At 71.5% G+C, this 21,094-nt stretch carries 19 protein-coding genes; 6 read left to right on the top strand and 13 right to left on the bottom strand.

The window, feature by feature from the left end:
* Nucleotides 1-10 precede the first annotated feature (10 nt).
* The 6 genes from OG927_RS21005 to OG927_RS20980 form a co-directional block, all read right to left on the bottom strand.
* Nucleotides 11-1,348 carry a CpaF family protein gene (locus tag OG927_RS21005; RefSeq protein ID WP_056793744.1) on the bottom strand — a complete coding sequence of 446 codons (1,338 nt, stop codon included), beginning with the start codon at nucleotides 1,346-1,348 and terminating at the stop codon, nucleotides 11-13.
* A 121-nt stretch (nucleotides 1,349-1,469) separates the two neighbouring features.
* Complete coding sequence (locus OG927_RS21000; RefSeq protein WP_330320616.1) at nucleotides 1,470-1,841, bottom strand: TadE/TadG family type IV pilus assembly protein; 372 nt, start codon at nucleotides 1,839-1,841, stop codon at nucleotides 1,470-1,472.
* 3 nt (nucleotides 1,842-1,844) lie between these two features.
* Nucleotides 1,845-2,498 carry a TadE family protein gene (locus OG927_RS20995; protein WP_330320615.1) on the bottom strand — a complete coding sequence of 218 codons (654 nt, stop codon included), beginning with the start codon at nucleotides 2,496-2,498 and terminating at the stop codon, nucleotides 1,845-1,847.
* 3 nt (nucleotides 2,499-2,501) lie between these two features.
* Entirely contained in the window at nucleotides 2,502-3,788 is a 1,287-nt protein-coding gene (locus OG927_RS20990) for an AAA family ATPase (protein ID WP_056793740.1), read from the bottom strand.
* Between the two features lie 7 nt (nucleotides 3,789-3,795).
* Nucleotides 3,796-4,503: a Flp pilus assembly protein CpaB gene (gene cpaB, locus OG927_RS20985; RefSeq protein WP_056793738.1), complete on the bottom strand. Its 708-nt coding sequence runs from the start codon at nucleotides 4,501-4,503 to the stop codon at nucleotides 3,796-3,798.
* A 79-nt stretch (nucleotides 4,504-4,582) separates the two neighbouring features.
* A complete protein-coding gene (locus OG927_RS20980) occupies nucleotides 4,583-5,452 on the bottom strand; it encodes a hypothetical protein (protein WP_199862815.1) in 870 nt (289 codons plus the stop codon).
* Between the two features lie 545 nt (nucleotides 5,453-5,997).
* Between OG927_RS20980 and OG927_RS20975 the strand changes: the two genes are divergently transcribed.
* On the top strand, nucleotides 5,998-7,719 hold the full coding sequence (locus OG927_RS20975; protein ID WP_330320614.1) for a chitinase: 1,722 nt from the start codon (nucleotides 5,998-6,000) through the stop codon (nucleotides 7,717-7,719).
* A gap of 101 nt (nucleotides 7,720-7,820) precedes the next feature.
* On the opposite strand, the gene OG927_RS20970 is transcribed toward OG927_RS20975, so the two are convergent.
* The 5 genes from OG927_RS20970 to OG927_RS20950 all read right to left on the bottom strand — a co-directional run bounded on the left by OG927_RS20970 (nucleotide 7,821) and on the right by OG927_RS20950 (nucleotide 13,098).
* Entirely contained in the window at nucleotides 7,821-9,158 is a 1,338-nt protein-coding gene (locus tag OG927_RS20970; RefSeq protein ID WP_056793734.1) for an Nramp family divalent metal transporter, read from the bottom strand.
* A 93-nt stretch (nucleotides 9,159-9,251) separates the two neighbouring features.
* A complete protein-coding gene (locus tag OG927_RS20965; protein WP_056793733.1) occupies nucleotides 9,252-10,727 on the bottom strand; it encodes a GntP family permease in 1,476 nt (491 codons plus the stop codon).
* A gap of 134 nt (nucleotides 10,728-10,861) precedes the next feature.
* Nucleotides 10,862-11,272 carry a RidA family protein gene (locus OG927_RS20960; RefSeq protein ID WP_056793731.1) on the bottom strand — a complete coding sequence of 137 codons (411 nt, stop codon included), beginning with the start codon at nucleotides 11,270-11,272 and terminating at the stop codon, nucleotides 10,862-10,864.
* A 6-nt stretch (nucleotides 11,273-11,278) separates the two neighbouring features.
* Complete coding sequence (locus tag OG927_RS20955) at nucleotides 11,279-12,037, bottom strand: IclR family transcriptional regulator (RefSeq protein ID WP_056793729.1); 759 nt, start codon at nucleotides 12,035-12,037, stop codon at nucleotides 11,279-11,281.
* Entirely contained in the window at nucleotides 12,034-13,098 is a 1,065-nt protein-coding gene (locus tag OG927_RS20950) for a sugar kinase (RefSeq protein ID WP_330320613.1), read from the bottom strand. Before OG927_RS20950 ends, OG927_RS20955 begins: the two co-directional genes overlap by 4 nt.
* A gap of 91 nt (nucleotides 13,099-13,189) precedes the next feature.
* Between OG927_RS20950 and OG927_RS20945 the strand changes: the two genes are divergently transcribed.
* Both OG927_RS20945 and OG927_RS20940 read left to right on the top strand, forming a co-directional pair.
* Nucleotides 13,190-14,572: a type III PLP-dependent enzyme domain-containing protein gene (locus OG927_RS20945; RefSeq protein ID WP_206431749.1), complete on the top strand. Its 1,383-nt coding sequence runs from the start codon at nucleotides 13,190-13,192 to the stop codon at nucleotides 14,570-14,572.
* A 64-nt stretch (nucleotides 14,573-14,636) separates the two neighbouring features.
* Complete coding sequence (locus tag OG927_RS20940) at nucleotides 14,637-16,289, top strand: N-acyl-D-amino-acid deacylase family protein (RefSeq protein ID WP_330321337.1); 1,653 nt, start codon at nucleotides 14,637-14,639, stop codon at nucleotides 16,287-16,289.
* Nucleotides 16,290-16,335: 46 nt separating this feature from the next.
* On the opposite strand, the gene OG927_RS20935 is transcribed toward OG927_RS20940, so the two are convergent.
* Complete coding sequence (locus OG927_RS20935) at nucleotides 16,336-17,175, bottom strand: S1 family peptidase (protein ID WP_124281304.1); 840 nt, start codon at nucleotides 17,173-17,175, stop codon at nucleotides 16,336-16,338.
* Nucleotides 17,176-17,546: 371 nt separating this feature from the next.
* Nucleotides 17,547-17,876 carry a hypothetical protein gene (locus OG927_RS20930; protein WP_209469833.1) on the bottom strand — a complete coding sequence of 110 codons (330 nt, stop codon included), beginning with the start codon at nucleotides 17,874-17,876 and terminating at the stop codon, nucleotides 17,547-17,549.
* 77 nt (nucleotides 17,877-17,953) lie between these two features.
* Here OG927_RS20930 and OG927_RS20925 point away from each other — a divergent pair, with 77 nt between their 5' ends.
* The 3 genes from OG927_RS20925 to OG927_RS20915 all read left to right on the top strand — a co-directional run bounded on the left by OG927_RS20925 (nucleotide 17,954) and on the right by OG927_RS20915 (nucleotide 20,713).
* Nucleotides 17,954-18,766 (top strand): arylamine N-acetyltransferase family protein, encoded by an 813-nt coding sequence (locus OG927_RS20925; protein ID WP_056793716.1) that lies wholly within the window; start codon nucleotides 17,954-17,956, stop codon nucleotides 18,764-18,766.
* Nucleotides 18,767-19,010: 244 nt separating this feature from the next.
* A complete protein-coding gene (locus tag OG927_RS20920) occupies nucleotides 19,011-20,222 on the top strand; it encodes a pyridoxal phosphate-dependent aminotransferase (protein WP_124281306.1) in 1,212 nt (403 codons plus the stop codon).
* 92 nt (nucleotides 20,223-20,314) lie between these two features.
* On the top strand, nucleotides 20,315-20,713 hold the full coding sequence (locus OG927_RS20915; RefSeq protein ID WP_124281307.1) for an SCO4983 family protein: 399 nt from the start codon (nucleotides 20,315-20,317) through the stop codon (nucleotides 20,711-20,713).
* Nucleotides 20,714-21,094 lie beyond the last annotated feature (381 nt).

The following is a 21,094-nucleotide window of genomic DNA, read 5'->3' as shown; positions in this document are numbered from 1 at the left end:
GGCGCAGTACCTACTTGGCCTCTCGGGTGGCGAGCTGTTCGTCGGACGAGGCGACCCCGAAGGCCTGCGGGATGGGCTGGCTGGCCATGTAGAGGCGCTCGGCGACCTTTCGCGGGAGCGGGAGATACTGGAACTGTCCGTAGATCCGCCCGTCGGCCGCCATCGGCTGCGGGTTGAACCGGGCGACGGTCACGATGCGGTAGTTCTCCCGGCCGTGCGAGTCGAGGACCGCGATCTCCGTGACCTTGCGGCCGCCGTCGGCGAACCGGGTGAGCTGGACGATGACGTCGACGGCACTGTTGATCTGGTCGTGCAGCGCCTCGAAGGGGATCTTGATCTCGGACATCGAGGCCAGGGTCTGCAGACGCATCAGCGCGTCCTCGGCGCTGTTCGCGTGCACGGTGGCCAGTGAGCCGTCGTGACCGGTCGACATCGCCTGGAGCATGTCGAGCGACTCGCCGCCCCGGACCTCTCCGACGACGATCCGGTCGGGGCGCATGCGCAGGGAGTTGCGGACGAGGTCGCGGATGGTGATCTGGCCCTTGCCCTCGACGTTCGCCGGCCGGGACTCCAGCCTGATCACGTGGTTCTGCTGGAGCTGGAGCTCGGCGGAGTCCTCGATGGTCACGATGCGTTCGTGGTCCGGGATCAGTCCCGAGAGCGCGTTGAGCAGGGTCGTCTTCCCGGTGCCGGTGGCTCCGGAGACGATCACGTTGAGTTTCGCCTGGACCAGGCCGGAGAGCAGGACCAGCATCTGCTCGTCCAGCGAGCCGAAGCCGATCATCTCCTGGAGGGTGAAGGCCCGGGGGAAGCGCCGGATGGTGAGCGTGGCCCCGGTCAGCGACAGCGGGGGGATGATCACGTTGACGCGTTCGCCGCTGGGCAGGCGGGCGTCGACCATGGGATTGGCCTCGTCCACCCGCCGGTTCACCGTCGAGACGATGCGCTCGATGGTCTGCATGAGCTGTTCGTGCGAGCCGAAGCGCATCGGGAGCTGCTCGACCCTGCCACTGCGCTCGACGAAGATCTGGTCCGGCCCGTTCACCATGATCTCGGTGATGGAGGCGTCTTCGAGCAGGGGTTCCAGGATGCCGAGGCCGAGGGCCTCGTCGACGACGCGGCGGATCAGCTGGGAGCGTTCGACGGTCGAGAGGACCGGCCCCTCGCGGCTGATGATGTGGCCGAGCACGCGTTCCAGCCGCGCTCGCCGGTCGGCGGCGGCCAGCGAGGACATCTCCGCGAGGTCGATCTCCTCGAGCAGTTTGGCCCGGTAGGTGGCGACCATGTGGCCGTCCTCCCGCCCCCCGGCGTGCTCCTCGGGGGCGGTGATGCGTGCCCGCAGGCTCATGTCCCAGACTCCTCGGTCAGACGTGCCGGTGGTGCCGTGCCCTGTGCCTGCCCGCCCCGGTCCGCGGGGCGGGCCCTTGCCCCGGTCGGCCCCCCGGGGCAAGCCCGTACTCACACCCCGGTCAGTCCCGGGGCATCGTGGAACTGCGCTCGGCCCAGCCGAAGGCGTTCTCCATCCCCGGGATGACGGACGGGACCTTGACCCTGGCCGTGTACGTGACCTGGTCGCCGCCCCAGCTCGGGGTGAACGTGGACTCGTCGGCGAGCCAGTCGCTGATGGCCCCGCGGCCGGCCGCCGCCGGGTCCGTCTCGGGCCGGTCGTGACTGGCCGTACGAGCTGCCGCGCGGGCGGCGGTCCCGGCCTGGTTGGCCGCGTAGGCCGCCACGCCCAGCTGGATGGCGCAGAGGCCGACGATGAGCAGGAGCGGGATGAAGCCCAGGTACTCGATGGCGACCTGGCCGCGGTCACGGTGTGAGGTCCGTGTGCGCGTCATGTCTCAGCCCTCCTTCACGGCGGCGGCGTCGCCGGTGACCGTCAGGGGGAAGTCCAGGACGCCCGGCACGAGGACGGGGACCTTGAGTCGGACCTCTGCCCGGTAGAGGCCGGGCTCCGTCGAGCAGCTCACGTCCGCCGCGGAGGACCAGGCGCCCGGCAGGTCCTCCGTGGCGGCCTGCGCGCATGCCTCGCTCCGGCCCCACTCCGCTCCCGTACCGGCCCGGGCGCCCACGTCGGCGGCGTTGCCCGCGAGGCTGAAGGTGTAGCCGATGAGTGCGCACTGCCAGAGCGCGACCAGCAGCAGGATGATGAACGGGGTGACGCCCACGAACTCGATCGCGGTCTGGCCGCGGTCGCGTCGGGAGGGCCCGGGCCGGAGGCGGACGGAGAGCGGGCTCCGCTCCGACGGCCGGGAGCGGTCGGGCTGCCGGCCGCGCTGCGACGGGCGGAGCCCTTCGGGTCGTCGGGCCGGTCGTCGGACCTGGTCCGCCGGCCGGGAGTCGTCGGGGTGCCGAGTCCCCTCCGACGGGTGCCCGCCGTCAGGCTGTGGGCGCCGCTCCGACGGGCTGAGCCGGTCGGAGGGGCCCCGGTCCGTCGGGCGGACGTGCTCCCGCCCCGCCCGTATCTCCGGGCTGCTCGTATCGGTGACTGCCATCGGTCAGCGTGCCCCCTCGGTCGTCCCGCGGCCCCGGGCGTCGCCGTCGCGCCGTCGGCGCGCGCGCCCGATCGAGCCCCGGTCGTTTCGGAACGTGCCACCGCCTTCGGCGCCCGCCGCGGCCTTCACCAGGCCCAGCTCGCCGGCCAGGGCCCACAGCGCCTGCTTGACGGTGCTCTTCGCGTCGAGTTCGTGCATCCGTCCCGAGTCGACGGCTCCCTGCAGCTCCTTGAAGGCGGCGGGAACGGCCGTGCCCGCCATGCGCGTACCGGTGATCTTCTGGATCAGCGGCGGCTGGATCTCGGTGTTGCGGTTGAAGCGGTTGACGAGCGTGACCGTCTCCTCCGCCTTGCGGATCTGGAGGCGGTCCCACATCCGTACGATGCGTTTGGCCCCGCGCACCGCGACCACGTCCGGGGTCGTCACCAGCAGCGCGATGTCGGCCATCTCGACGGCCGCCGCGTTGGCGCCCTGCATCTGGCTGCCGCAGTCGATCACCACGACCTCGTACCGTGAGCGCAGTGCGCTGACGATCTGGCGGGCCGAGCGGTCGCTGACCTCCTCGCCACGCTCGCCCTCGCCGGGTGCCAGCAGCAGGGACATCCCGGTGGAGTGCGAGTAGACGGCGTCGGACAGGACGCGGGGGGAGATGTCGGTGATCGCGGCGAGGTCGACGATGGAGCGGCGGAACTGGACGTCGAGGTAGGAGGCGATGTCCCCGTTCTGCAGGTCGAGGTCGACCAGTGCCACGTTGTGGCCGGACGCCTGGGCGGCCAGGGCGAGCTGGACGGCCGCGACGGTCGTGCCCACCCCGCCCTTCGCCCCGGTGACGGTGACGACGGTGCCGCCGGGGCCGGTGAAGACGTCGCCGCCCGACCCGAGGTGGCGGCGCACGCCGACGGACCACTGGGCCGCCGCCTGGACCCGGTTGGCCAGTTCCTCGTAGCTCAGCGGGAGGGTGGCGAGCCCTCGTGCGCCGGAGTCCATGGCGGCGGAGAACAGGCCCGGGCTCGCGTCCACCGTGATCAGCACGACCCCGATGGCGGGGAAGCGCAGGGAGACCTCCCGGATCAGCTCCAGGGCCGGCACCGGGCCGATCCGCTCGTGGACCAGTACGACCTCGGGCAGTTCGTCGAGCGACTCGCCCGCGAGGCGGGCGAGCATGTCGATGAGCTGGGTCGAGTCACCGACCGGAGCCGCCGGCTCCGCGTCGGGGAGCTGGCTGAGCAGGGTGGTGACGGACCTGGCCGCGTCTGCGTCACCCACGGCCGGGAGGATCCTGGTGGTCATCCCATCCTCACTTGTCCTTGTCGAGCGTGTAGGTCCGGTCGCCCGGACGGATCGTGCCGTCGCTGCCCGAGGCGAGGAGCGCGAGGCGTACGTGCTGGGCGAACGACTCGGCGTAGGCGATCCGCTGGGTGTCGAGCGTGTTCAGCGCGAAGGTGATCGGCACCGCCTCGGTGGCCCGGTCGGCCTTGTTGTCGTTGCCCGGGTCCAGTGCCGTCAGCTTCCCCACGTCCAGCACCCTGGCGTTGGAGACGATGACCTTGGACTGGGCCGGCTCCCCGTCGTTCTCACCGGCGAAGGTGGCGTAGATGTTGACCGTCGCACCGGGGGTGATCTTGCCCGCGACACCCGTCGCCGCGTCGATCATGATGGCGATCTCCTGTTCCCCGGGGCGCAGCGCGGGGCGCTTCTCGATCATGTCGGACTGGAGCAGCGACCCCTTGCGCAGTTCCGTGACGGCGATCTTGCCGTCGACCTCGGAGACGTCGGTCACGGCGTTCTCCGAGAGCCAGCGCTCGGGCATCTTGATCTTTTCGAACTGCCGGCTGCTGAGCGGGGTGTAGGGCGCAACGTCGGACTTGACCTGATAGGCCGTGATCTCCGGGCCGACCTTCGAGTTGACGTCACTGATCACCGAGAGCACACCGGCGAAGGCGCCGAAGGCGCACAGGACCGACAGGAGCAGGAGTATCACGCCGCGGCGCTGGCGGGAGTTCATGGGCCGGACAACCTCGTTCGATTCGGATGCGTGGGGCAGCGGACGGAGGGAGGGGCGCGGTGGCTGTGCGGGGGTGCGGTCACTGGGTGCCCGGTGGTGCCGGCGTTCCGTGGGTCAGGACACCTTGGGCGTGCGTTCGGTTCTCGGACGGGCTGAGCGGTGACGAGCAGAAGCCGCAGCGGTCTCCGATGAGCTCCATTCCGCACCAGTGGCAGTTCTCCCGGCGGACGGAGGAGACGAGTTGGTAGATGACCGAGATGTCCGGGAGGTAGGAGGCGAACTCCACCATCTTCCCGGTGCCCCACCAGCGCGGGGAGCCGGACGGCAGGGGGCACTCCTGGATGGCCTGGACGTTCCAGGCGGGGGCCAGGGTCTGCTGCACCCAGTCGGACGTCAGCCGGCCCTTCGCGATGAGCAGGTGGGTGCCGAACTCCGGGCCCGGCGGGGGTTCGGTGTCGGGGCCGATCTTCACGAGCCGCGGGTGGGGTCCGGCGAGTACGGCGAACTGGGAGCCCGGCACCCAGGACCTGGCGTGCGTCCTGAGGCTGACGGGCACCCGGTCGAGTCCGGTCACCGAGTTCAGCAGGGCGCCCGCGTGGATGTAGTGGGCGAGCAGCCGGGCGGCCGACGCCACCACTCCGGGGCTGAAGTCGCAGATGGACAGCTGGCGCAACTGCCGCACCAGTACGGCCACACCCAGCGGCGGCAGGTCCACCTTGAGCAGGGCGATGCGGTCGCTCTCCAGTACCGAGCGGATGGCGTGCAGGCGGCGCTCGTGGGCGGGGCTGATCCCCGTCGGGTAGACCGCGATCACATAGCCGTGCTGCTCGAGGAGCAGATGCATGTCGCCGATCGCGAGCTCGAGGGTCTGGGCTTCGGGAGCCTGCAGCAACACCGCGGTCGGTGTCTGCTGATCGGTCGGCGGTAGCACCAGATCAGCGCTGGTCACTGCTATTGCGGTCGGCACGCTCTTCCCCGTTCGGCTCCGGCCGTCGTCGTCGTGACTCCGGCCGCAATCGCTCCTGCTCCGTGCTTCTTCCCCAGCACTTTAGCCACGTCCTACCAGGCAGAGAACAGATAGCGGGACGCAGTACAACAACAGTCGACACACACGTTCGTATCATCCCCTGCACGACAGGGGACGAAAACAAGTCCGGTCAACTCCTGTACCACTTCGGAGGGTTACCGCGCCCCTCGGGTTTCGGGTCACCGGGAATTCATCCGTGCACGTCAGGACGTGTTCCCGCCGGCTTTCGCGCCCTATGCGGAAATGCACTCCGTCACGCCTCGGGCCGTCCCGGCCGGCTCACCCGTGCGAGTGCGTCCCGAACACGCGGTACCGCGACTCCGTGACGGATCGGCCCCGTGTTCGACGCATCCCCACGCATCCACTCCGCCAGAGGTCTTGACAACTTGATTGGTCTGGACCAGTTTATCGGCCAACGGTGGCCACCGTCCCGCCAGCACCCCCAACTCCCCCACCGGAGGCAGCAAGTGGCACGCTCCGCAGCCAGATCCAGACGACGCCGTTCCCCCCACCTCCTCGGCGGAGCCGTCGCCGTGCTCGCCGCCGGGGCCCTGACCCTCACCGGGCTCGCCGGCAACGCGTCGGCGGCCGATGTCAACGTCGCCAAGAACGCCGGATTCGAGTCCGGCCTCGCCAACTGGACCTGTTCCGGCGGCAGCGGCGCCACCGTCTCCTCCCCCGTGCACGGCGGCGCCTCCGCGCTCAGGGCCACCCCGGCCGGCCAGGACAACGCCAAGTGCACCCAGACCGTGGCCGTGAAGCCCGGCTCCACCTACACGCTCAACTCCTGGGTGCAGGGCGGCTACGCCTACCTCGGTGCGAGCGGCACCGGCACGACGGACGTGTCCACCTGGACGCCCGCCTCAGGAAGCTGGACGCAGCTGAGGACCAGCTTCACCACGGGCCCGTCCACCACCTCCGTGACCGTCTACACCCACGGCTGGTACGGCCAGGCCGCCTACTTCGCGGACGACGTCCAGGTGACCGGCCCCGACGGCGGTGGCGGCACGGACCCCGGACCGGTGATCCCCGCCACCCCCGCCGGTCTGGCCGTCGGCGCCACCACGTCCTCGTCGGTCGCCCTGTCCTGGAACGCCGTCTCCGGGGCCACCGGCTACACCGTCTACCGGGGCGGCACGAAGGCGACCACCTCCACCGGCACCTCGGCCACGGTGACCGGGCTGGCAGCCGACACGGCATACCAGTTCTCGGTGAGCGCCACCAACGCGGCCGGTGAGTCGGTCAGGTCCGCCGTGGTCGGCGGCCGTACGGCCAAGGCCGGCGACACGGGCCCCGTGACGTCCGTGCCCAAGCACGCGGTGACCGGCTACTGGCAGAACTTCAACAACGGCGCGGCCGTCCAGAAGCTCAGCGACGTACCCGCGAACTACGACATCATCGCCGTCTCCTTCGCGGACGCCACGGCGACGCCCGGCGCCGTCACCTTCAACCTGGACTCGGCCGGCCTGAACGGCTACACCGTCGCCCAGTTCAAGGCCGACATCAAGGCCAAGCAGGCCGCGGGCAAGAACGTGATCATCTCCGTCGGCGGTGAGAAGGGGTCCGTCGCGGTGAACAGCGACGCGTCCGCGACCGCGTTCGCCGACTCGGTGTACGCCCTCATCCAGGAGTACGGCTTCAACGGGGTGGACATCGACCTCGAGAACGGCCTCAACTCCACCTACATGACGAAGGCGCTGCGCTCCCTGTCGTCGAAGGCGGGCTCCGGCCTCGTCATCACGATGGCGCCGCAGACCATCGACATGCAGTCGACGTCGGGCGAGTACTTCAGGACGGCGCTCAACATCAAGGACATCCTGACCGTCGTCAACATGCAGTACTACAACAGCGGCTCGATGCTCGGCTGCGACGGCAAGGTCTACTCGCAGGGCTCGGTGGACTTCCTGACCGCGCTCGCCTGCATCCAGCTGGAAGGGGGCCTCGCCCCGTCCCAGGTCGGGCTCGGCGTCCCCGCCTCCACCCGCGGCGCGGGCAGCGGCTACGTCGCCCCGTCCGTCGTGAACGCGGCCCTGGACTGCCTGACGAAGGGCACCTCCTGCGGCTCGTTCAAGCCGTCCAGGACGTACCCGGACCTGCGCGGTGCGATGACCTGGTCGACGAACTGGGACGCCACGGCGGGCAACGCCTGGTCGAACGCGGTGGGCCCGCACGTCCACGGGCTTCCGTAGCCCCGGCCCCGGGGCCCCGCAGCGCCGCCGCTCCCCCGGCGGCGCTGCGGCGGTTCCCGGTGCGCCCGCGTCACACGTACGGGGACGTGCCCGGTGGTGGTTCACCAGGGCAGTTCGCGCACCTGCTGGACGCACAGCACGACGAACAGCAGCCCGGCGGAGGCGAGCATCCCGTTGCTCAGCCAGCCGTTGCGCCATTCCCTGGGCGTGCGCTCGGAGTTCAGCAGCCAGAGCAGGGTCAGGGCCAGGAACGGCATGAAGAAGGCGCCGAGCACCCCGTATCCGATGACCAGGCCGAACGGCTCGTCCAGCCAGAGCAGGGTCATCGGCGGGAAGGTCAGCCAGAGCAGATAGGCGCGGAAGGCCGTGGACCGCTCCTGCCGGCCGATGGTCTCGCTGCCCGCCTTCCCCGCGTTCGCGTCACCGCGGGCCGCCCGGATCCGCTCGACGAAGTCGGCGAACATCAGGCTCACGCCGTGCCAGACACCGATGAGCGACGAGAACGAGGTCGCGAAGAAGCCGACCAGGAACAGCTTCGCGGTACCCGCCCCGAAGCGGTCCTCCAGGACCTGGCCGAGGTCGATCAGCCCCCGGTCACCCTTCGTCAGGGCGATCTGCGAGGAGTGCAGCAGCTCGGCCCCGACGATCAGCATGGCGACGACGAAGATTCCGGTGGTGATGTAGGCGGCCCGGTTGTCGAGGCGCATCACCTTCATCCAGGAGGTGTCGGACCATCCCTTGGCGTTCACCCAGTACCCGTACGCCGCCATGGTGATGGTGCCGCCGACCCCGCCGATCAGCCCGAGCGTGTAGATCAGCGAACCGTCCGGGAGCACCGGGAGCAGCCCCGCGAAGGAGGCGCCGGCGTCCGGCACGACCCGGATCGCGACGTAGACCACCACGACGAACATGACGCCGATCAGGACCGTCATGACCTTCTCGAAGACGGCGTACTGGTTGAACCAGACGAAGACCAGGCCGACGAGCCCGGTGATGATCGCCCAGGTCTTCAGCCCCGGCCCGTCGGGGAAGAGCGCCACGATGGGCAGGGCGCTGGAGGACATGGCCGTCGCGCCGTACACGAAGCCCCAGACGACGACGTAGACCGCGAAGTAGCCCGTGGTCCACCCGCCGATGCTGCGCCAGCCGTCGAAGAGGGTGCGGCCGGTGGCGAGGTGCCAGCGGCCGACCGCCTCGGCGAGGGAGATCTTGACGAGGCAGCCGATCACGGCCGCCCACATGAGGGTGTAACCGAACTTGCTTCCCGCGATGAGTGTCGCGACCAGGTCCCCGGCGCCCACGCCGGTCGCGGCGACGACGATGCCGGGGCCGATGTACTTCCAACTGGACTTGCGGGGACCGGATCCTGGCTCCCCGGTCCCGGTCCCGGTCCGTCCTGCCCCGGGTCCTGACTCTGTGGTTCCGCTCGTCTCGACCATGTCGATCAACGAAGCGCAAAGTGGGCCGTCGGACAAGGGGGCGCGCACACCCGGCTGCCCGGCCGCACCGGATTCCGGTGCGGCCGGGCGGGGTCAGATCACCAGGCTGAGAGCCGCGGCGACCACGAAACCGGCCACCGAGAGGACGGTTTCGAGGACCGTCCAGGACTTCAGGGTGTCGCGCTCCGAGATGCCGAAGTACTTCGAGACCATCCAGAAGCCGCCGTCGTTGACGTGCGAGGCGAAGATGGACCCCGCCGAGATCGCCATGATGATCAGCGCGAGGTGGGCCTGGGACATGTCCTGGCCCTCGACGAGCGGGACGACGATGCCGGCGGTGGTGACGATCGCGACCGTCGCCGAGCCCTGCGCGACGCGCAGCACCACGGAGATCAGCCAGGCGAGCAGGATGACGGGCAGGCCGACGTCGTTGAACGTGTCGGCGAGCGCGTCCGCGATGCCGCTGCCCTTGAGGACGGCTCCGAAGATCCCGCCCGCGCCCACGACGAGCAGGATGTTGCCGACGGGCTTGAGCGAGGACGTGGAGACCGATTCCAGCGACTTGCGGGACCAGCCGCGCCGGATGCCCAGCAGGTAGTACGCCAGGAGCAGGGCGATGGTCAGGGCGACGAAGGGGTTGCCGAAGAACTCGATGACGGAACGCGGGGTGGAGGGGTCCAGCGCGATGGAGGAGAACGTCGCGGCGAGGATCAGCGCCAGCGGGGTGCCGATGATCGCGAGTACGGTGCCGAGCGCGACGGGCTTCTCGCGCGGGGTGACCCCGGAGGCGCGCTGCTCGGCGGCGACGGCGGCCTTGGCCTCGGCGGCGGCCTCGACCATGTCCTGGGGGACGTCGACGAAGAGGCGCTTGCCGATCCAGGCGGCGTAGGCCCAGGCGGCGAGCACGGACGGAATGCCGACGACGGCGCCCATCAGGATGACCCAGCCGAGGGAGACGTTGAAGAGGCCCGCCGCGGCGACCGGTCCGGGGTGCGGAGGCAGGAAGGCGTGGGTCATGGAGAGGCCGGCCAGCAGCGGCATCGCATACAGCAGGATCGATTTTCCGGAGCGCTTCGCGGCGGCGTAGACGATCGGCGCGAGGACGAAGATGCCGACGTCGAAGAAGACCGGGATGCCGAAGATCAGGCCGGTGAGACCCATGGCGAGGGGGGCGCGCTTCTCGCCGAAGAGGTTCAGGAGGCGGGTGCTCAGCACCTCGGCACCGCCGGACACCTCCAGGATGGCGCCGAGCATGGTGCCGAGCCCGATGATGATCGCGACATGGCCGAGGATGCCGCCCATGCCGGATTCGATGACGGACACCGCGGCGGACTTCTGGACCGTGCCGAAGAGTTCGGTGACGGAGAGACCGGCACCGAGGCCGACGGCTATGGAGACGGCGAGCAGCGCGACGAACGGCTGGAGCCGCACCTTGATGATCAGGAAGAGGAGCAGCGCGATGCCGAGGACGGCGACGGTCAGCAGACCGGCGGTGCCGTCGATCAGCAGGAGCAGGCCGCCGGTGTGCGGGGGTGTCTCGGCCGGCGCCGGTGGAGCGGCAAGCAGCATGTTCGGTCAACTCCGGGGGGTGACAGGGTCCTTCTGGGCAGGGGGGAGCGCGGCACGGCGCCCCCGTGCGAGGGGGACGGGGTGCCGTGCCGTGATGCGGGGTGGGGCGGTGGGTGGGGGAGCGGGTCAGGGGGTCAGCCCAGGACCGCGAGGGCGTCGATCTCGATGAGCAGTCCGGCGGGGAGGCCGACGTAGACCGTCGTGCGGGCGGAGGCGGGCGCCTTGAGCCCCTGCTCCTCGAAGTACGCGTTGTAGATCGCGTTCATCTCGGCGAAGTGGTCGACGTCGGTGAGGTAGACGCGCATCATCATGACGTCGTCCCAGCTCGCGCCGCCCTCCTCCAGGATCGCCTTGACGTTGGCGAAGGTCTGCAGGGTCTGCTCGCGCAGCGTGGGACCGGCCGGGGTGGGTGCCTGGCCCTCGACGGCGGGCAGGAAGCCGACCTGCCCGGCGACCTGGAGGATGTTCCCCTTCTTCACGCCGTGGGAGAACTTGGCGGGCGGGGTGGTGTGGGTGCCGGGGGTGAGGGCGGTCTTCTCGGTCATGACGGTTCAGGCTTTCTTGACGGGGGTGGTGCCGGAGTACTCCCGGCTGATGGCGTCGGCGGTGCGGCGCACCAGGGGAAGCAGGGTGAGGAGTTCCTCGGCCGTGACGACGACGTTCGGTGCGGACACCGACATGGCGGCGACAACCCTGCCGTCCGCGCCCCGGATGGGGGCGCCGACGCAGTTGATGGACTCCTCGTGGCCGCCGAGGTCGGTGGCCCAGCCCTGTTCGCGGACGACGGCGAGTTCCCTGAGGAAGGCGCCGGCGTTCGGGGTCGAACGGGACGTGTACATGGGGTAGTCGAGCCGTTCGGCGATCACGCGCCGTTCCGGCTCGGTCAGGTCGGCGAGGAGCAGTTTGGCGACCGCGGCGACGGTGATCGCGACGGGTTTGCCGATCCGCGAGTACATCCGCACCGGGTAGCGGCTCTCGACCTTGTCGATGTAGAGGACCTCGTTCTCCTCGTACACCGCGAGGTGGACGGTGTGCCCGCACTGTTCGTTCAGCTCGATGAGGTGGGAGTGGGCGATCTCGCGCACGTCGAGGTTCTCGACGGCTTCCTGCGCGAGCGCGAAGAGCCGGGCGCCGAGGCGGTAGCGCTGGTCCTGCTGGCGGTAGACGAGTCCGTGCTCGTGGAGCGTGCGGAGCAGGCGCAGGGCCGTGGACTTGTGGACGCCGAGCCGTTCGGCGACCTGACCGAGGTCGGCGGGGCCCTGGGCGAGCAGCGGCAGGATGCTGAGCGCGCGGTCGACGGTCTGGCTCATGTGACTCGTACCTCCTCGTTCGCCCCTTCGGCTGCTGTCCAGCCGGGGCCGAGACGAAGTGTGCCCCAGGCTGCGTCGTCCAAGGCTGCGAGACGGTCGGCGTGTGCGCGGGCCGGGGGGTCGGTGAGGTCGCCGGGGACGGTGAGGACGGCGGCGGCCATCAGGTGGCCGTGCCGGGCCCGGTCCCGTACGGGGAGGCCGCGGAGCGTCGCGGAGAGGAATCCGGCGGCGAAGGCGTCCCCGGCGCCGACGGGCGCGACGACGTCGACGCGCAGGGCGGGGACGTCGGTGACGGTGTCGGCTGCGGGCGCTCCGGGCGCGGAGGGGTCCCGCGAGAACACGGTGGCGCCCTCGCTGCCGCGCTTGACGACCAGCACCGCCGGTTCCGGCAGCGCCGCACGGATCGCGGTGGTCCCGCGGACGCCCCAGGCCTCCTCCGCCTCGTCCTCGCCGACGAAGACGAGGTCGCAGCGGCGGGCGAGGCCGAGCAGGACGTCACCCGCGGCGCCGTCGCGCCAGAGGCCGGGGCGGTGGTTGACGTCGAAGGAGAGCAGCGGGCGGCCGTCCCGGGGGGCGGTCAGGTCGTGGAGCAGGGCCCGGCAGTCGCCGGAGAGTGCGGCCGTGATGCCGGACAGGTGCAGGATGCGGCACGCGAGGAGGTCCTCGTGGGGGACGTTGTGCGAGGACATCGCGGAGGCGGCCGATCCCGCCCGGTAGTACGCCACCTCGTGGGTGTCGGTGGCCCGGTCCGTCGCCGTGCGGAAGTAGATCCCGGTGGGGCGGTCCGGGTCGCGGCGCACGGCGGAGGTGTCGACCCCGTAGCGGCCGACGGCGTCGACGAGGTGGTCGCCGAAGCCGTCGGCGCCGACCCGGCTGACCCATTTCGCCGGGTGGCCGGCGGCGGCGAGGGCGCAGGCGACGTTGGATTCGGCACCGCCGATTCCGCGGCCGAAGGTGGGGACGTCGGCGAGGCGGCCGGGCTGCGAGGGCAGGAACGTCACCATGGACTCGCCGAGGCAGACGACGTCCGCGGTGGCTGTCCTGGCTGCGGGTCCGGGCACTCTGGGCTCCTCGTGGTCGGGCGTCGGCGCCGGTGCTCACCATTGACCCGGCGTCGGCTCGGATGTTAGACAGCGTCAAGCGATATGCGCAATGACTGTTGCACATGATGCAACGACTCTTCCCGAGGAGGCTCCCTTGGCCGCCGACCAATCCGCCGAGCAGTCCGCCGGCGCGTCCGCGGGCCCGTACGCCGGGCAGGCCGTACGGGCACTCGCCGACGAGCGGGTCGACCACCGCTTCAAGGCCCTGCCGCCCGATGCGGACGGCCTGACGGTCGGCGCCCTGGCGGCCCAGCGCCGCAACCTCTTCACCGGCGGGTTCACCACCCCGGTGCTCGCCCTGTCCGCCGAGTCGGTCGAGGCCAACCTCGCGCTCCTGGAGACCTACGCGGAACGGCACGGCCTCGCCTTCGCCCCGCACGGCAAGACGTCGATGTCCCCGCAGCTCTTCGCCCGCCAGCTGGAGCACGGCGCCTGGGGCATCACCGCCGCCGTCCCCCACCAGGTGCGGGTCTACCGGGCGTACGGCATCCGGCGGATCTTCCTGGCGAACGAACTCGTCGACGCGGTCGCGCTGCGCCGGCTGGCCGGTGAGCTGGACGCCGACCCGGACTTCACGTTCGTCTGCTACGCCGACTCCGTGCGCGGAGTCGAGCTGATGGACGAGGCACTGCGCGCCGCCGGCGCCTCACGCCCCGTCGACGTCGTGGTGGAGCTGGGCGCGGGAGAGGGCGCGCGCACCGGTGCCCGCACGGAGGCCGACTGCGCGGCGGTCGCCGACGCCGTCGCCTCCGTGTCCACACTGCGTCTGGTGGGTGTCGCCGGATACGAGGGCGAGGTGCCGGACGCCTCCCCCGAGCGGGTACGGGCGTGGCTGCGCCGGCTCGTCGGCCTGGCGGCGGACTTCGACGCGGCCGGCCGCTTCGACGGGCTGCCGGCGGCCGAGGAGATCCTGGTCAGTGCGGGCGGCAGCGCGTGGTTCGACGCGGTGGCCGACGTCTTCGCGGAGATCCCGGAGCTGAGCCGCCCGGTCTGCAGGCTGCTGCGCTCGGGCGCGTACGTCAGCCACGACGACGGCCACTACCGCCACCTCACCCCCTTCAACCGGATCCCCGAGGAGGGCGCCCTGCAGCCCGCCTTCCGGCTCTGGGCCCAGGTCGTCTCGCGGCCCTCCCCCGAGCAGGCCTTCGTCAACGCGGGCAAGCGGGACGCGGCGTACGACCTGGACCTCCCGCAGGCGCAGGTCGTCCGCTCGGCGCGCGACGGCTCCGTGCGGCCCGCCACCGGGATCACCGTGACCGGTCTCTCCGACCAGCACGGCTGGGTCCGCACGGAACCGGACACCGGGCTGGAGGTGGGCGACTGGATCGGCATGGGCCTGTCGCACCCCTGCACGTCCTTCGACAAGTGGCAGCTGATCCCGCTGACCGAGGCGGACGGCACGGTCACCGACTACATCCGCACCTTCTTCTGATCCCCGCGGGGGCCGCCGCGCCCCCGTCCCCCCGGCCGCCCGGGGCTCCGGGCGGCGCGGAGCCATAGCAACCGCTGAAAGGCAGCACGCCATGGACCTGGTCATACGCGACGCGCGAGTCGTCGACGGCACCGGCGCCCCCTCCTACCGCGCCGACGTGGGCATCACGGACGGCCGCATCGCCGAGATCCGCAGGGAGGGCGACGGCCCGCGCCCGACCGGCGCCCGCACCGTGGACGCCGACGGCCTGGCCCTCTCCCCCGGTTTCGTCGACATGCACGCCCACAGCGATCTGGCCCTGCTGCGCGACCCCGACCACAGTGCGAAGGCCGCCCAGGGCATCACCCTGGAGGTCCTCGGCCAGGACGGCCTGTCCTACGCCCCCGCCGACGACCGCACCCTCGCCGAGGTCCGCCGCTCCATCTCCGGCTGGAACGGCGACGGGTCGGACATCGACTTCGACTGGCGCACCGTCGGCGAGTACCTGGACCGTCTCGACCGCAACTTCGACGGCCGGGGCATCGCCGTCAACGCCGCCTACCTCATCCCGCAGGGCACCGTCCGGATGCTCGCGGTCGGCTGGGACGACCGGCCCGCCACCGCCGCCGAGCTGACCCGGATGAAGGAGCTCGTCGACCAGGGCATGGCCGAGGGCGCCGTCGGCATGTCCTCCGGCCTCACCTACACCCCCGGGATGTACGCGAACGACGCCGAACTCACCGAGCTGTGCCGGGTGGTGGCCGGACACGGCGGCTACTACTGCCCGCACCACCGCTCGTACGGCGCGGGGGCACTCGCCGCCTACGAGGAGATGGTGCAGCTCACCCGGAACGCGGGCTGCGCCCTCCATCTCGCCCACGCCACGATGAACTTCGGCGTGAACAAGGGCAGGGCCCCCGACCTCCTCGCCCTGCTGGACGACGCACTCGCCTCGGGCGCGGACATCTCCCTCGACACCTACCCGTACACCCCTGGCTGCACGACCCTCGTCGCGATGCTGCCGAGCTGGGCGGGCGAGGGCGGCCCGGAATCGGTCCTGACCCGGCTCGCGGACGACGCCACGGCGGAACGGATCCGCCACCACCTGGAGGTCGTCGGCTCGGACGGCTGCCACGGCGTCCCGATCGAGTGGGACACGATCGAGATCTCGGGGGTCGGCGCACCGGGCCTGGCCGGCCACGTCGGCCGTACGGTGGCCGAGTCGGCCCGACTGCGCGGCGAGGCCCCCTGGGTGACCGCCCGCCGGCTGCTCGTGGAGGACCGGCTCGGCACGACGATCCTCCAGCACGTCGGCCACGAGGAGAACGTCCGGCAGATCATGCGCCACCGGGTGCACACCGGCGGCAGCGACGGCATCCTCCAGGGCGAGAAGCCGCACCCGCGCGCCTACGGCACGTTCCCGCAGTACCTCGGCCGGTACGTACGGGAGCTGGGCATCCTCAGCCTCGAGGAGTGCGTCGCCCACCTCACCTCGCGCCCGGCGGCCCGTCTGCGGCTGCCGGACCGGGGCAGGGTCCACGAGGGCTACCGCGCGGACCTGGTCCTCTTCGACCCGGCCACGGTGGCGGCCGGCTCGACGTTCGACGAGCCGCGCACCCTGCCGGTGGGCATCCCGCACGTCCTGATCGACGGCCGGTTCGTCATCGAGGACGGCAGGCGGACGACGCACCTGGCGGGCCGGGCGGTACGGGGCGCGGGGCGGCGCGCACCGGCCTGACCGGCCGGCGGGGCACCGGGTGCGGGCCCGGCGCCCCGCCCACGCGCTACGGCTTGGGCAGCGCGCAGCCCGTCCGGTTCAGGTCGATCTGGTTGCCGGTGCCGATGCACGGCACGATGCCGTAGGTCTGCTGGGCGTAGTTGATGCCCTTGCGGACCGTCACGGTGCCGTTCTGGTCCACCTCGCACGGGTTGTTGTCCGTGCACCGCTGCCCGTCCTCGTTCCCGGTGTTGTTGACGGCGACGACCTTGCCCGTCGCGTCGTTGATCACCGGGGACCCGGACGTGCCGCCGATGGTCTGGCAGGCGGAGGTGTAGCGGACCGAGTCCTTCCAGGTCCAGGCGCCCTCCTTGAGGCGGTAGGCGAATCCGTCGACCGCGCAGCTGTACGTGCGCTTCCAGTAGCCGGACGCGACCGTGACGGCGGTGCCCTGCACCGGGCGCGCGGAGTCGAGCTCCAGGGCCTTGATGCCGTACGAGCTCTCGATCTGGGCGTAGGTACGGGTGAGCTGGTACAGCGAGACGTCGGTGTCCGTCATCGTCCCGTACGCGATCTTGCTGGCCCGCAGGGTGCCGACGCCGCTGCCCGCGGCGTTCAGCAGGGTGAAGCTGCGGGTCGACGCCCGGTTGAGCAGGACCTGGCCCGGGGCCGGGAAGCCGGTCTCCAGGCAGTGGCCGTTCGACAGGACCAGAGCAGGGTCGCCGGGCAGCGACGAGGGCGCCCGGACGACCGAGCCGGAACAGTTGCTGAGTGCGACCGTGCCGGCGAAGGTGACCGCCTTGGCACGGACTTCGGGTGCGTCCGGGCTCGTGGCCGCGGCCGCGGGTGCGACGCCCGCGCCCAGGAGCAGGGCGGAAAGAAAGGCGCCGACGAGAGGCTTCTTCATGTGGGGGTCCCCTCCAGATGCGTCTGTCACCGGAGTTCTTCCGGTTTTTGACATGCGCATGTTGGCGCACGGAAGGGATCTGCAACAAGGGGTGAAAACAAGCCGCCCGGCGGATCGCCGCCTTCGACGCGCCCGCGAACGGCAGGAGCGGGAGGCCGTCGGCGGCCAACCCCCCGTGACGTGGGAGCGACTACGTCCACCTCGACGCCCCACCGCTCGGCCAGGACGCACCCCGGGGAGGGCAGGGACACGGCGGTGGCGGAGGCGGGCACACCGCCCGGCGCCACCGGGTCCGTGCCCGCGCGGGCCGGGAGCACGACTCCCCCGCCCGGGACGCCCGCGCGGGCCGGCGGCGCGCCGGGGGCGACGCGCTACGCCGCAGCGGCCTCGCGCGCGTACGTCGTGGCCTGGAGGAGGGACAGGCCAGGCTCAGCCCGGCGGAGCGCCTTGATCGCGGCGACGGAGTCGACCGGCCCCTCGTGCCCGGCCGCCGCGAGCCGCTGCCGCACCCAGCGGGCGCGCAGCTCCGCGTCCGATACCGCGCCGGCCTCGGCGACGAGCGCGAGGGCGCGTTCCAGGCCGGGGCGCTCGGCGGCCGGCGCCGCGTCGAGCGCCTCGCGGAGCAGTTCGGTGATCCCCTGCGCGTCACGCAGCACGAGCACGGCCATGTCCTGCTTCATCCGCTTCTCGAATCCGATCATGCGGGCAGCCTGCCCCGGACCCCCTTGGCCCGCACAGGAATTGAGGAACATCTGAGCGGTCTGCGTAGTGTCGGGGCATGACACTCGACCTCGACGCCTACTTCGCCCGCATCGGCTGGTCCGGGGAGCGCCGCCCCACCGTGGAGGTGCTGCGGTCCGTGCACCGCGCCCACATGCTGGGCATCCCGTTCGAGAATCTGGACCCCGTCCTCGGCAGCGCCCCCTCCCTCGCACTCCCCGACCTGGAGGCGAAGCTCGTCCGCGGCGGGCGCGGCGGCTACTGCTACGAGCACAACACCCTCCTCGCGGCCGTCCTGACCCGGCTCGGCTTCCGGGTCACGCTGCTGACCGCGCGGGTGGTGCTGGGCGCCGCGCCCGGTGACATCAGGCCACGGACGCACATGCTGCTGAAGGTGGAGACGGAGGACGACCCCACGGCGTACGTGGCCGACGTCGGCTTCGGCGCGAGCGGCGCGCTGCTGGAACCGATCCCGCTGGTCGTCGACGCCGAGCTGCTCGACACCCCCCGCCACCACCGGCTGGTGCACGCCCCGCACGACGGACCGCTGGAGCTGTGGGAGCTCCAGACGGAGAAGGGCGGCGTCTGGGAGCCGCAGTACGAGTTCACGCTGGAGCCGTTCGAGACCCCGGACTACGACGTCATCAACTGGCACGTCGCGACGAACCCCCGTTCGCCCTTCCAGCAGGCCGTGTACGCCCAGCGCACCCTGCCGGGCCTGCACCGGGCCCTGTCGGGCCGCACCCTCGTGGAGACGGCCGACGACGGCACCGTCACGGAGCGGGAGCTGGGCGGCACCGCCGAGGTGCTGCGCGTGCTGGCCGAGGACTTCGGCGTACGGCTCCCGGAGGGGACCGTACTGCCCGGGTGAGTTGCGGTCCGGCCCCGGTGCCGGAGCGGCCCGCCGGACCCGCGCCGCGTGGCGCATCTCACCCACCCCCGTGCGTCACGCCCGGATTCCAAGCCGCGGCGCCGCCCCGACCGCCCGTTCCCACGGTGGGCGGCCGGGGCCGCATGGCGATGGAAGACCGGACGGGTTTCCGGGCGCCCCCGTAGGGAGCAACCGGTGCGTGAACCGGGCGCACCGCGCGAAACACGGCCGTAAGCTCGCAGACATGCAGGTCATCCAGTCCACCAAGCTCTCCGGCGTCTGTTACGAAATCCGCGGCCCCGTGCTGGAGGAGGCCATGCGGCTGGAAGCCGCAGGTCATCGCATCCTCAAGCTCAACACGGGCAACCCGGCCGCCTTCGGCTTCGAGTGCCCGCCCGAGATCCTCGAGGACATCCTGCGCAACCTCTCGGGGGCGCACGGCTACGGCGACGCGAAGGGCCTGCTGTCCGCGCGCCGGGCGGTGATGCAGCACTACCAGACCAAGGGCATCGACCTCGACGTCGAGGACGTCTACCTGGGCAACGGCGTCTCCGAGCTGATCCAGATGTCGATGCAGGCACTGCTCGACGACGGCGACGAGGTGCTCGTACCCGCTCCGGACTACCCGCTGTGGACGGCGTCGGTCTCGCTGGCCGGCGGTACGGCCGTGCACTACCGGTGCGACGAGCAGGCCGACTGGATGCCCGACCTCGCCGACATCGAACGGAAGATCACCGACCGCACCAAGGCGTTGGTGATCATCAACCCGAACAACCCGACGGGCGCGGTCTACGACGACGAGATGCTGCGCGGGCTGACGGAGATCGCCCGGCGCCACAACCTGGTCGTCTGCTCCGACGAGATCTACGACCGGATCCTCTACGACGGCGCGACCCACACGCCCACCGCGGCGATCGCCCCCGACCTGATGGTGCTCACCTTCAACGGGCTCTCGAAGAACTACCGGATCGCGGGCTACCGCTCCGGCTGGATGGCGGTCTGCGGCCCGAAGGCGCACGCCACCTCGTACATCGAGGGTCTGACCATCCTGGCGAACATGCGGCTGTGCGCGAACATGCCCGCGCAGCACGCGGTGGCCACCGCGCTAGGCGGGCGGCAGTCGATCAACGACCTGGTTCTTCCGGGCGGGCGGATCCTGGAACAGCGGGACATCGCGTACGACCTGCTGACCCAGATCCCCGGAGTGACGTGCGTGAAGCCCAAGGGGGCGCTGTACCTCTTCCCGAGGCTCGACCCCAAGGTCTTCAAGATCAAGGACGACCGGCAGATGGTGCTCGACCTGCTGCGCGCCGAGAAGATCATGGTCGTGCAGGGCACGGGCTTCAACTGGCCGGAACCCGATCACTTCCGGGTGGTCACCCTGCCGCCGGCCAAGGACCTGATCGACGCCGTGACGCGCATCGGGAAGTTCCTGGACGGCTACAGCCAGCCGTGACACCGGCCGCGCGGACCGTTCTCCCGGACTCTTCACAACTTTAGACTGATTCCAGGATAGGATGGTGACACTGCAACGCCAGGAGGCCATCCATGTACGAGCCGATCCGCACCAAGTCGGTCCACACACCGGCCGCCGACGCCGGCTTCCCGCACCGCACCCGTGAGGAGGAGCTGGACATCCAGCTCGCCGGCCACCTCTCCGCGCTCCTCGCCGTCACCGACGAGCTGGGGCTCGGCGCCACCGGCGACCGCATCGCCGCACAGGTCGCCCGCCTCCGCGGCACGCCGCCCGCCCGGCACGCCGGACGGACCGACGCACCCGTGGCCGCGCTGCACCGCCGCGCCCACGACCTCGCGGGCCGGGTCCTCGTGGTGGCCGCGTCCCGCGCGGACACGGCCGTCGCGATCCTCGCGGCCGAGGCCATGGATGCGCACACCGCGGCGCTCGCCGCACCGCAGAGCGCGACCACGCTGGTCGGCGCCCACTGACGGCCCCGGTCCGCGGGCCGAGAAGGCGCGCGGACCGGGTGCCACGACACTCGGGGGCCAAGGCCCTGTTGGCACGGGAGCGGTGCGTCACCCGCCGCCCGTCCGGCCGCGCCCGAAACGCGGAGGCTCCGAGAGCGGTCCGGCCGCTGCGCCGCTGATCGTCCGGCGCGGGAGCGTCGATCGCCTTCCGGCGCGCGCCCGCCCCCGAGGCCTCGGCCCCTGCCGGAACCGCTGCGCGAGCTCACCGACGGGGAACCGCCGCCGGCCGCACCCGGCCGGCTCCGAAGCGGACCCCCGTCGGACAAGGAGCGGCACCCGGAGTCCGAGGGGACTCCGGGTGCCCGGGGCGTGTTCGTGCACGACCCCACCGCGGCGGGCCGC

Origin of the sequence: Streptomyces clavifer (genome assembly GCF_036345975.1) — a bacterium.
Classification (GTDB): Bacteria; Actinomycetota; Actinomycetes; order Streptomycetales; family Streptomycetaceae; genus Streptomyces; species Streptomyces clavifer.
The sequence above is the reverse complement of the archived record's forward strand: the minus strand, read 5'-3'. Positions and strand labels throughout refer to the sequence as shown.

Excerpts from the sequence above, each read along its gene's own strand:
- OG927_RS21005 (WP_056793744.1), bottom strand. The coding sequence starts at position 1,348 with ATGAGCCTGCGGGCACGCATCACCGCCCCCGAGGAGCACGCCGGGGGG.
- OG927_RS21000 (WP_330320616.1), bottom strand. The coding sequence starts at position 1,841 with ATGACGCGCACACGGACCTCACACCGTGACCGCGGCCAGGTCGCCATC.
- OG927_RS20995 (WP_330320615.1), bottom strand. The coding sequence starts at position 2,498 with ATGGCAGTCACCGATACGAGCAGCCCGGAGATACGGGCGGGGCGGGAG.
- OG927_RS20990 (WP_056793740.1), bottom strand. The coding sequence starts at position 3,788 with ATGACCACCAGGATCCTCCCGGCCGTGGGTGACGCAGACGCGGCCAGG.
- cpaB (WP_056793738.1), bottom strand. The coding sequence starts at position 4,503 with ATGAACTCCCGCCAGCGCCGCGGCGTGATACTCCTGCTCCTGTCGGTC.
- OG927_RS20970 (WP_056793734.1), bottom strand. The coding sequence starts at position 9,158 with ATGGTCGAGACGAGCGGAACCACAGAGTCAGGACCCGGGGCAGGACGG.
- OG927_RS20965 (WP_056793733.1), bottom strand. The coding sequence starts at position 10,727 with ATGCTGCTTGCCGCTCCACCGGCGCCGGCCGAGACACCCCCGCACACC.
- OG927_RS20960 (WP_056793731.1), bottom strand. The coding sequence starts at position 11,272 with ATGACCGAGAAGACCGCCCTCACCCCCGGCACCCACACCACCCCGCCC.
- OG927_RS20955 (WP_056793729.1), bottom strand. The coding sequence starts at position 12,037 with ATGAGCCAGACCGTCGACCGCGCGCTCAGCATCCTGCCGCTGCTCGCC.
- OG927_RS20945 (WP_206431749.1), top strand. The coding sequence starts at position 13,190 with ATGACTGTTGCACATGATGCAACGACTCTTCCCGAGGAGGCTCCCTTG.
- OG927_RS20935 (WP_124281304.1), bottom strand. The coding sequence starts at position 17,175 with ATGAAGAAGCCTCTCGTCGGCGCCTTTCTTTCCGCCCTGCTCCTGGGC.
- OG927_RS20930 (WP_209469833.1), bottom strand. The coding sequence starts at position 17,876 with ATGATCGGATTCGAGAAGCGGATGAAGCAGGACATGGCCGTGCTCGTG.
- OG927_RS20925 (WP_056793716.1), top strand. The coding sequence starts at position 17,954 with ATGACACTCGACCTCGACGCCTACTTCGCCCGCATCGGCTGGTCCGGG.
- OG927_RS20920 (WP_124281306.1), top strand. The coding sequence starts at position 19,011 with ATGCAGGTCATCCAGTCCACCAAGCTCTCCGGCGTCTGTTACGAAATC.
- OG927_RS20915 (WP_124281307.1), top strand. The coding sequence starts at position 20,315 with ATGTACGAGCCGATCCGCACCAAGTCGGTCCACACACCGGCCGCCGAC.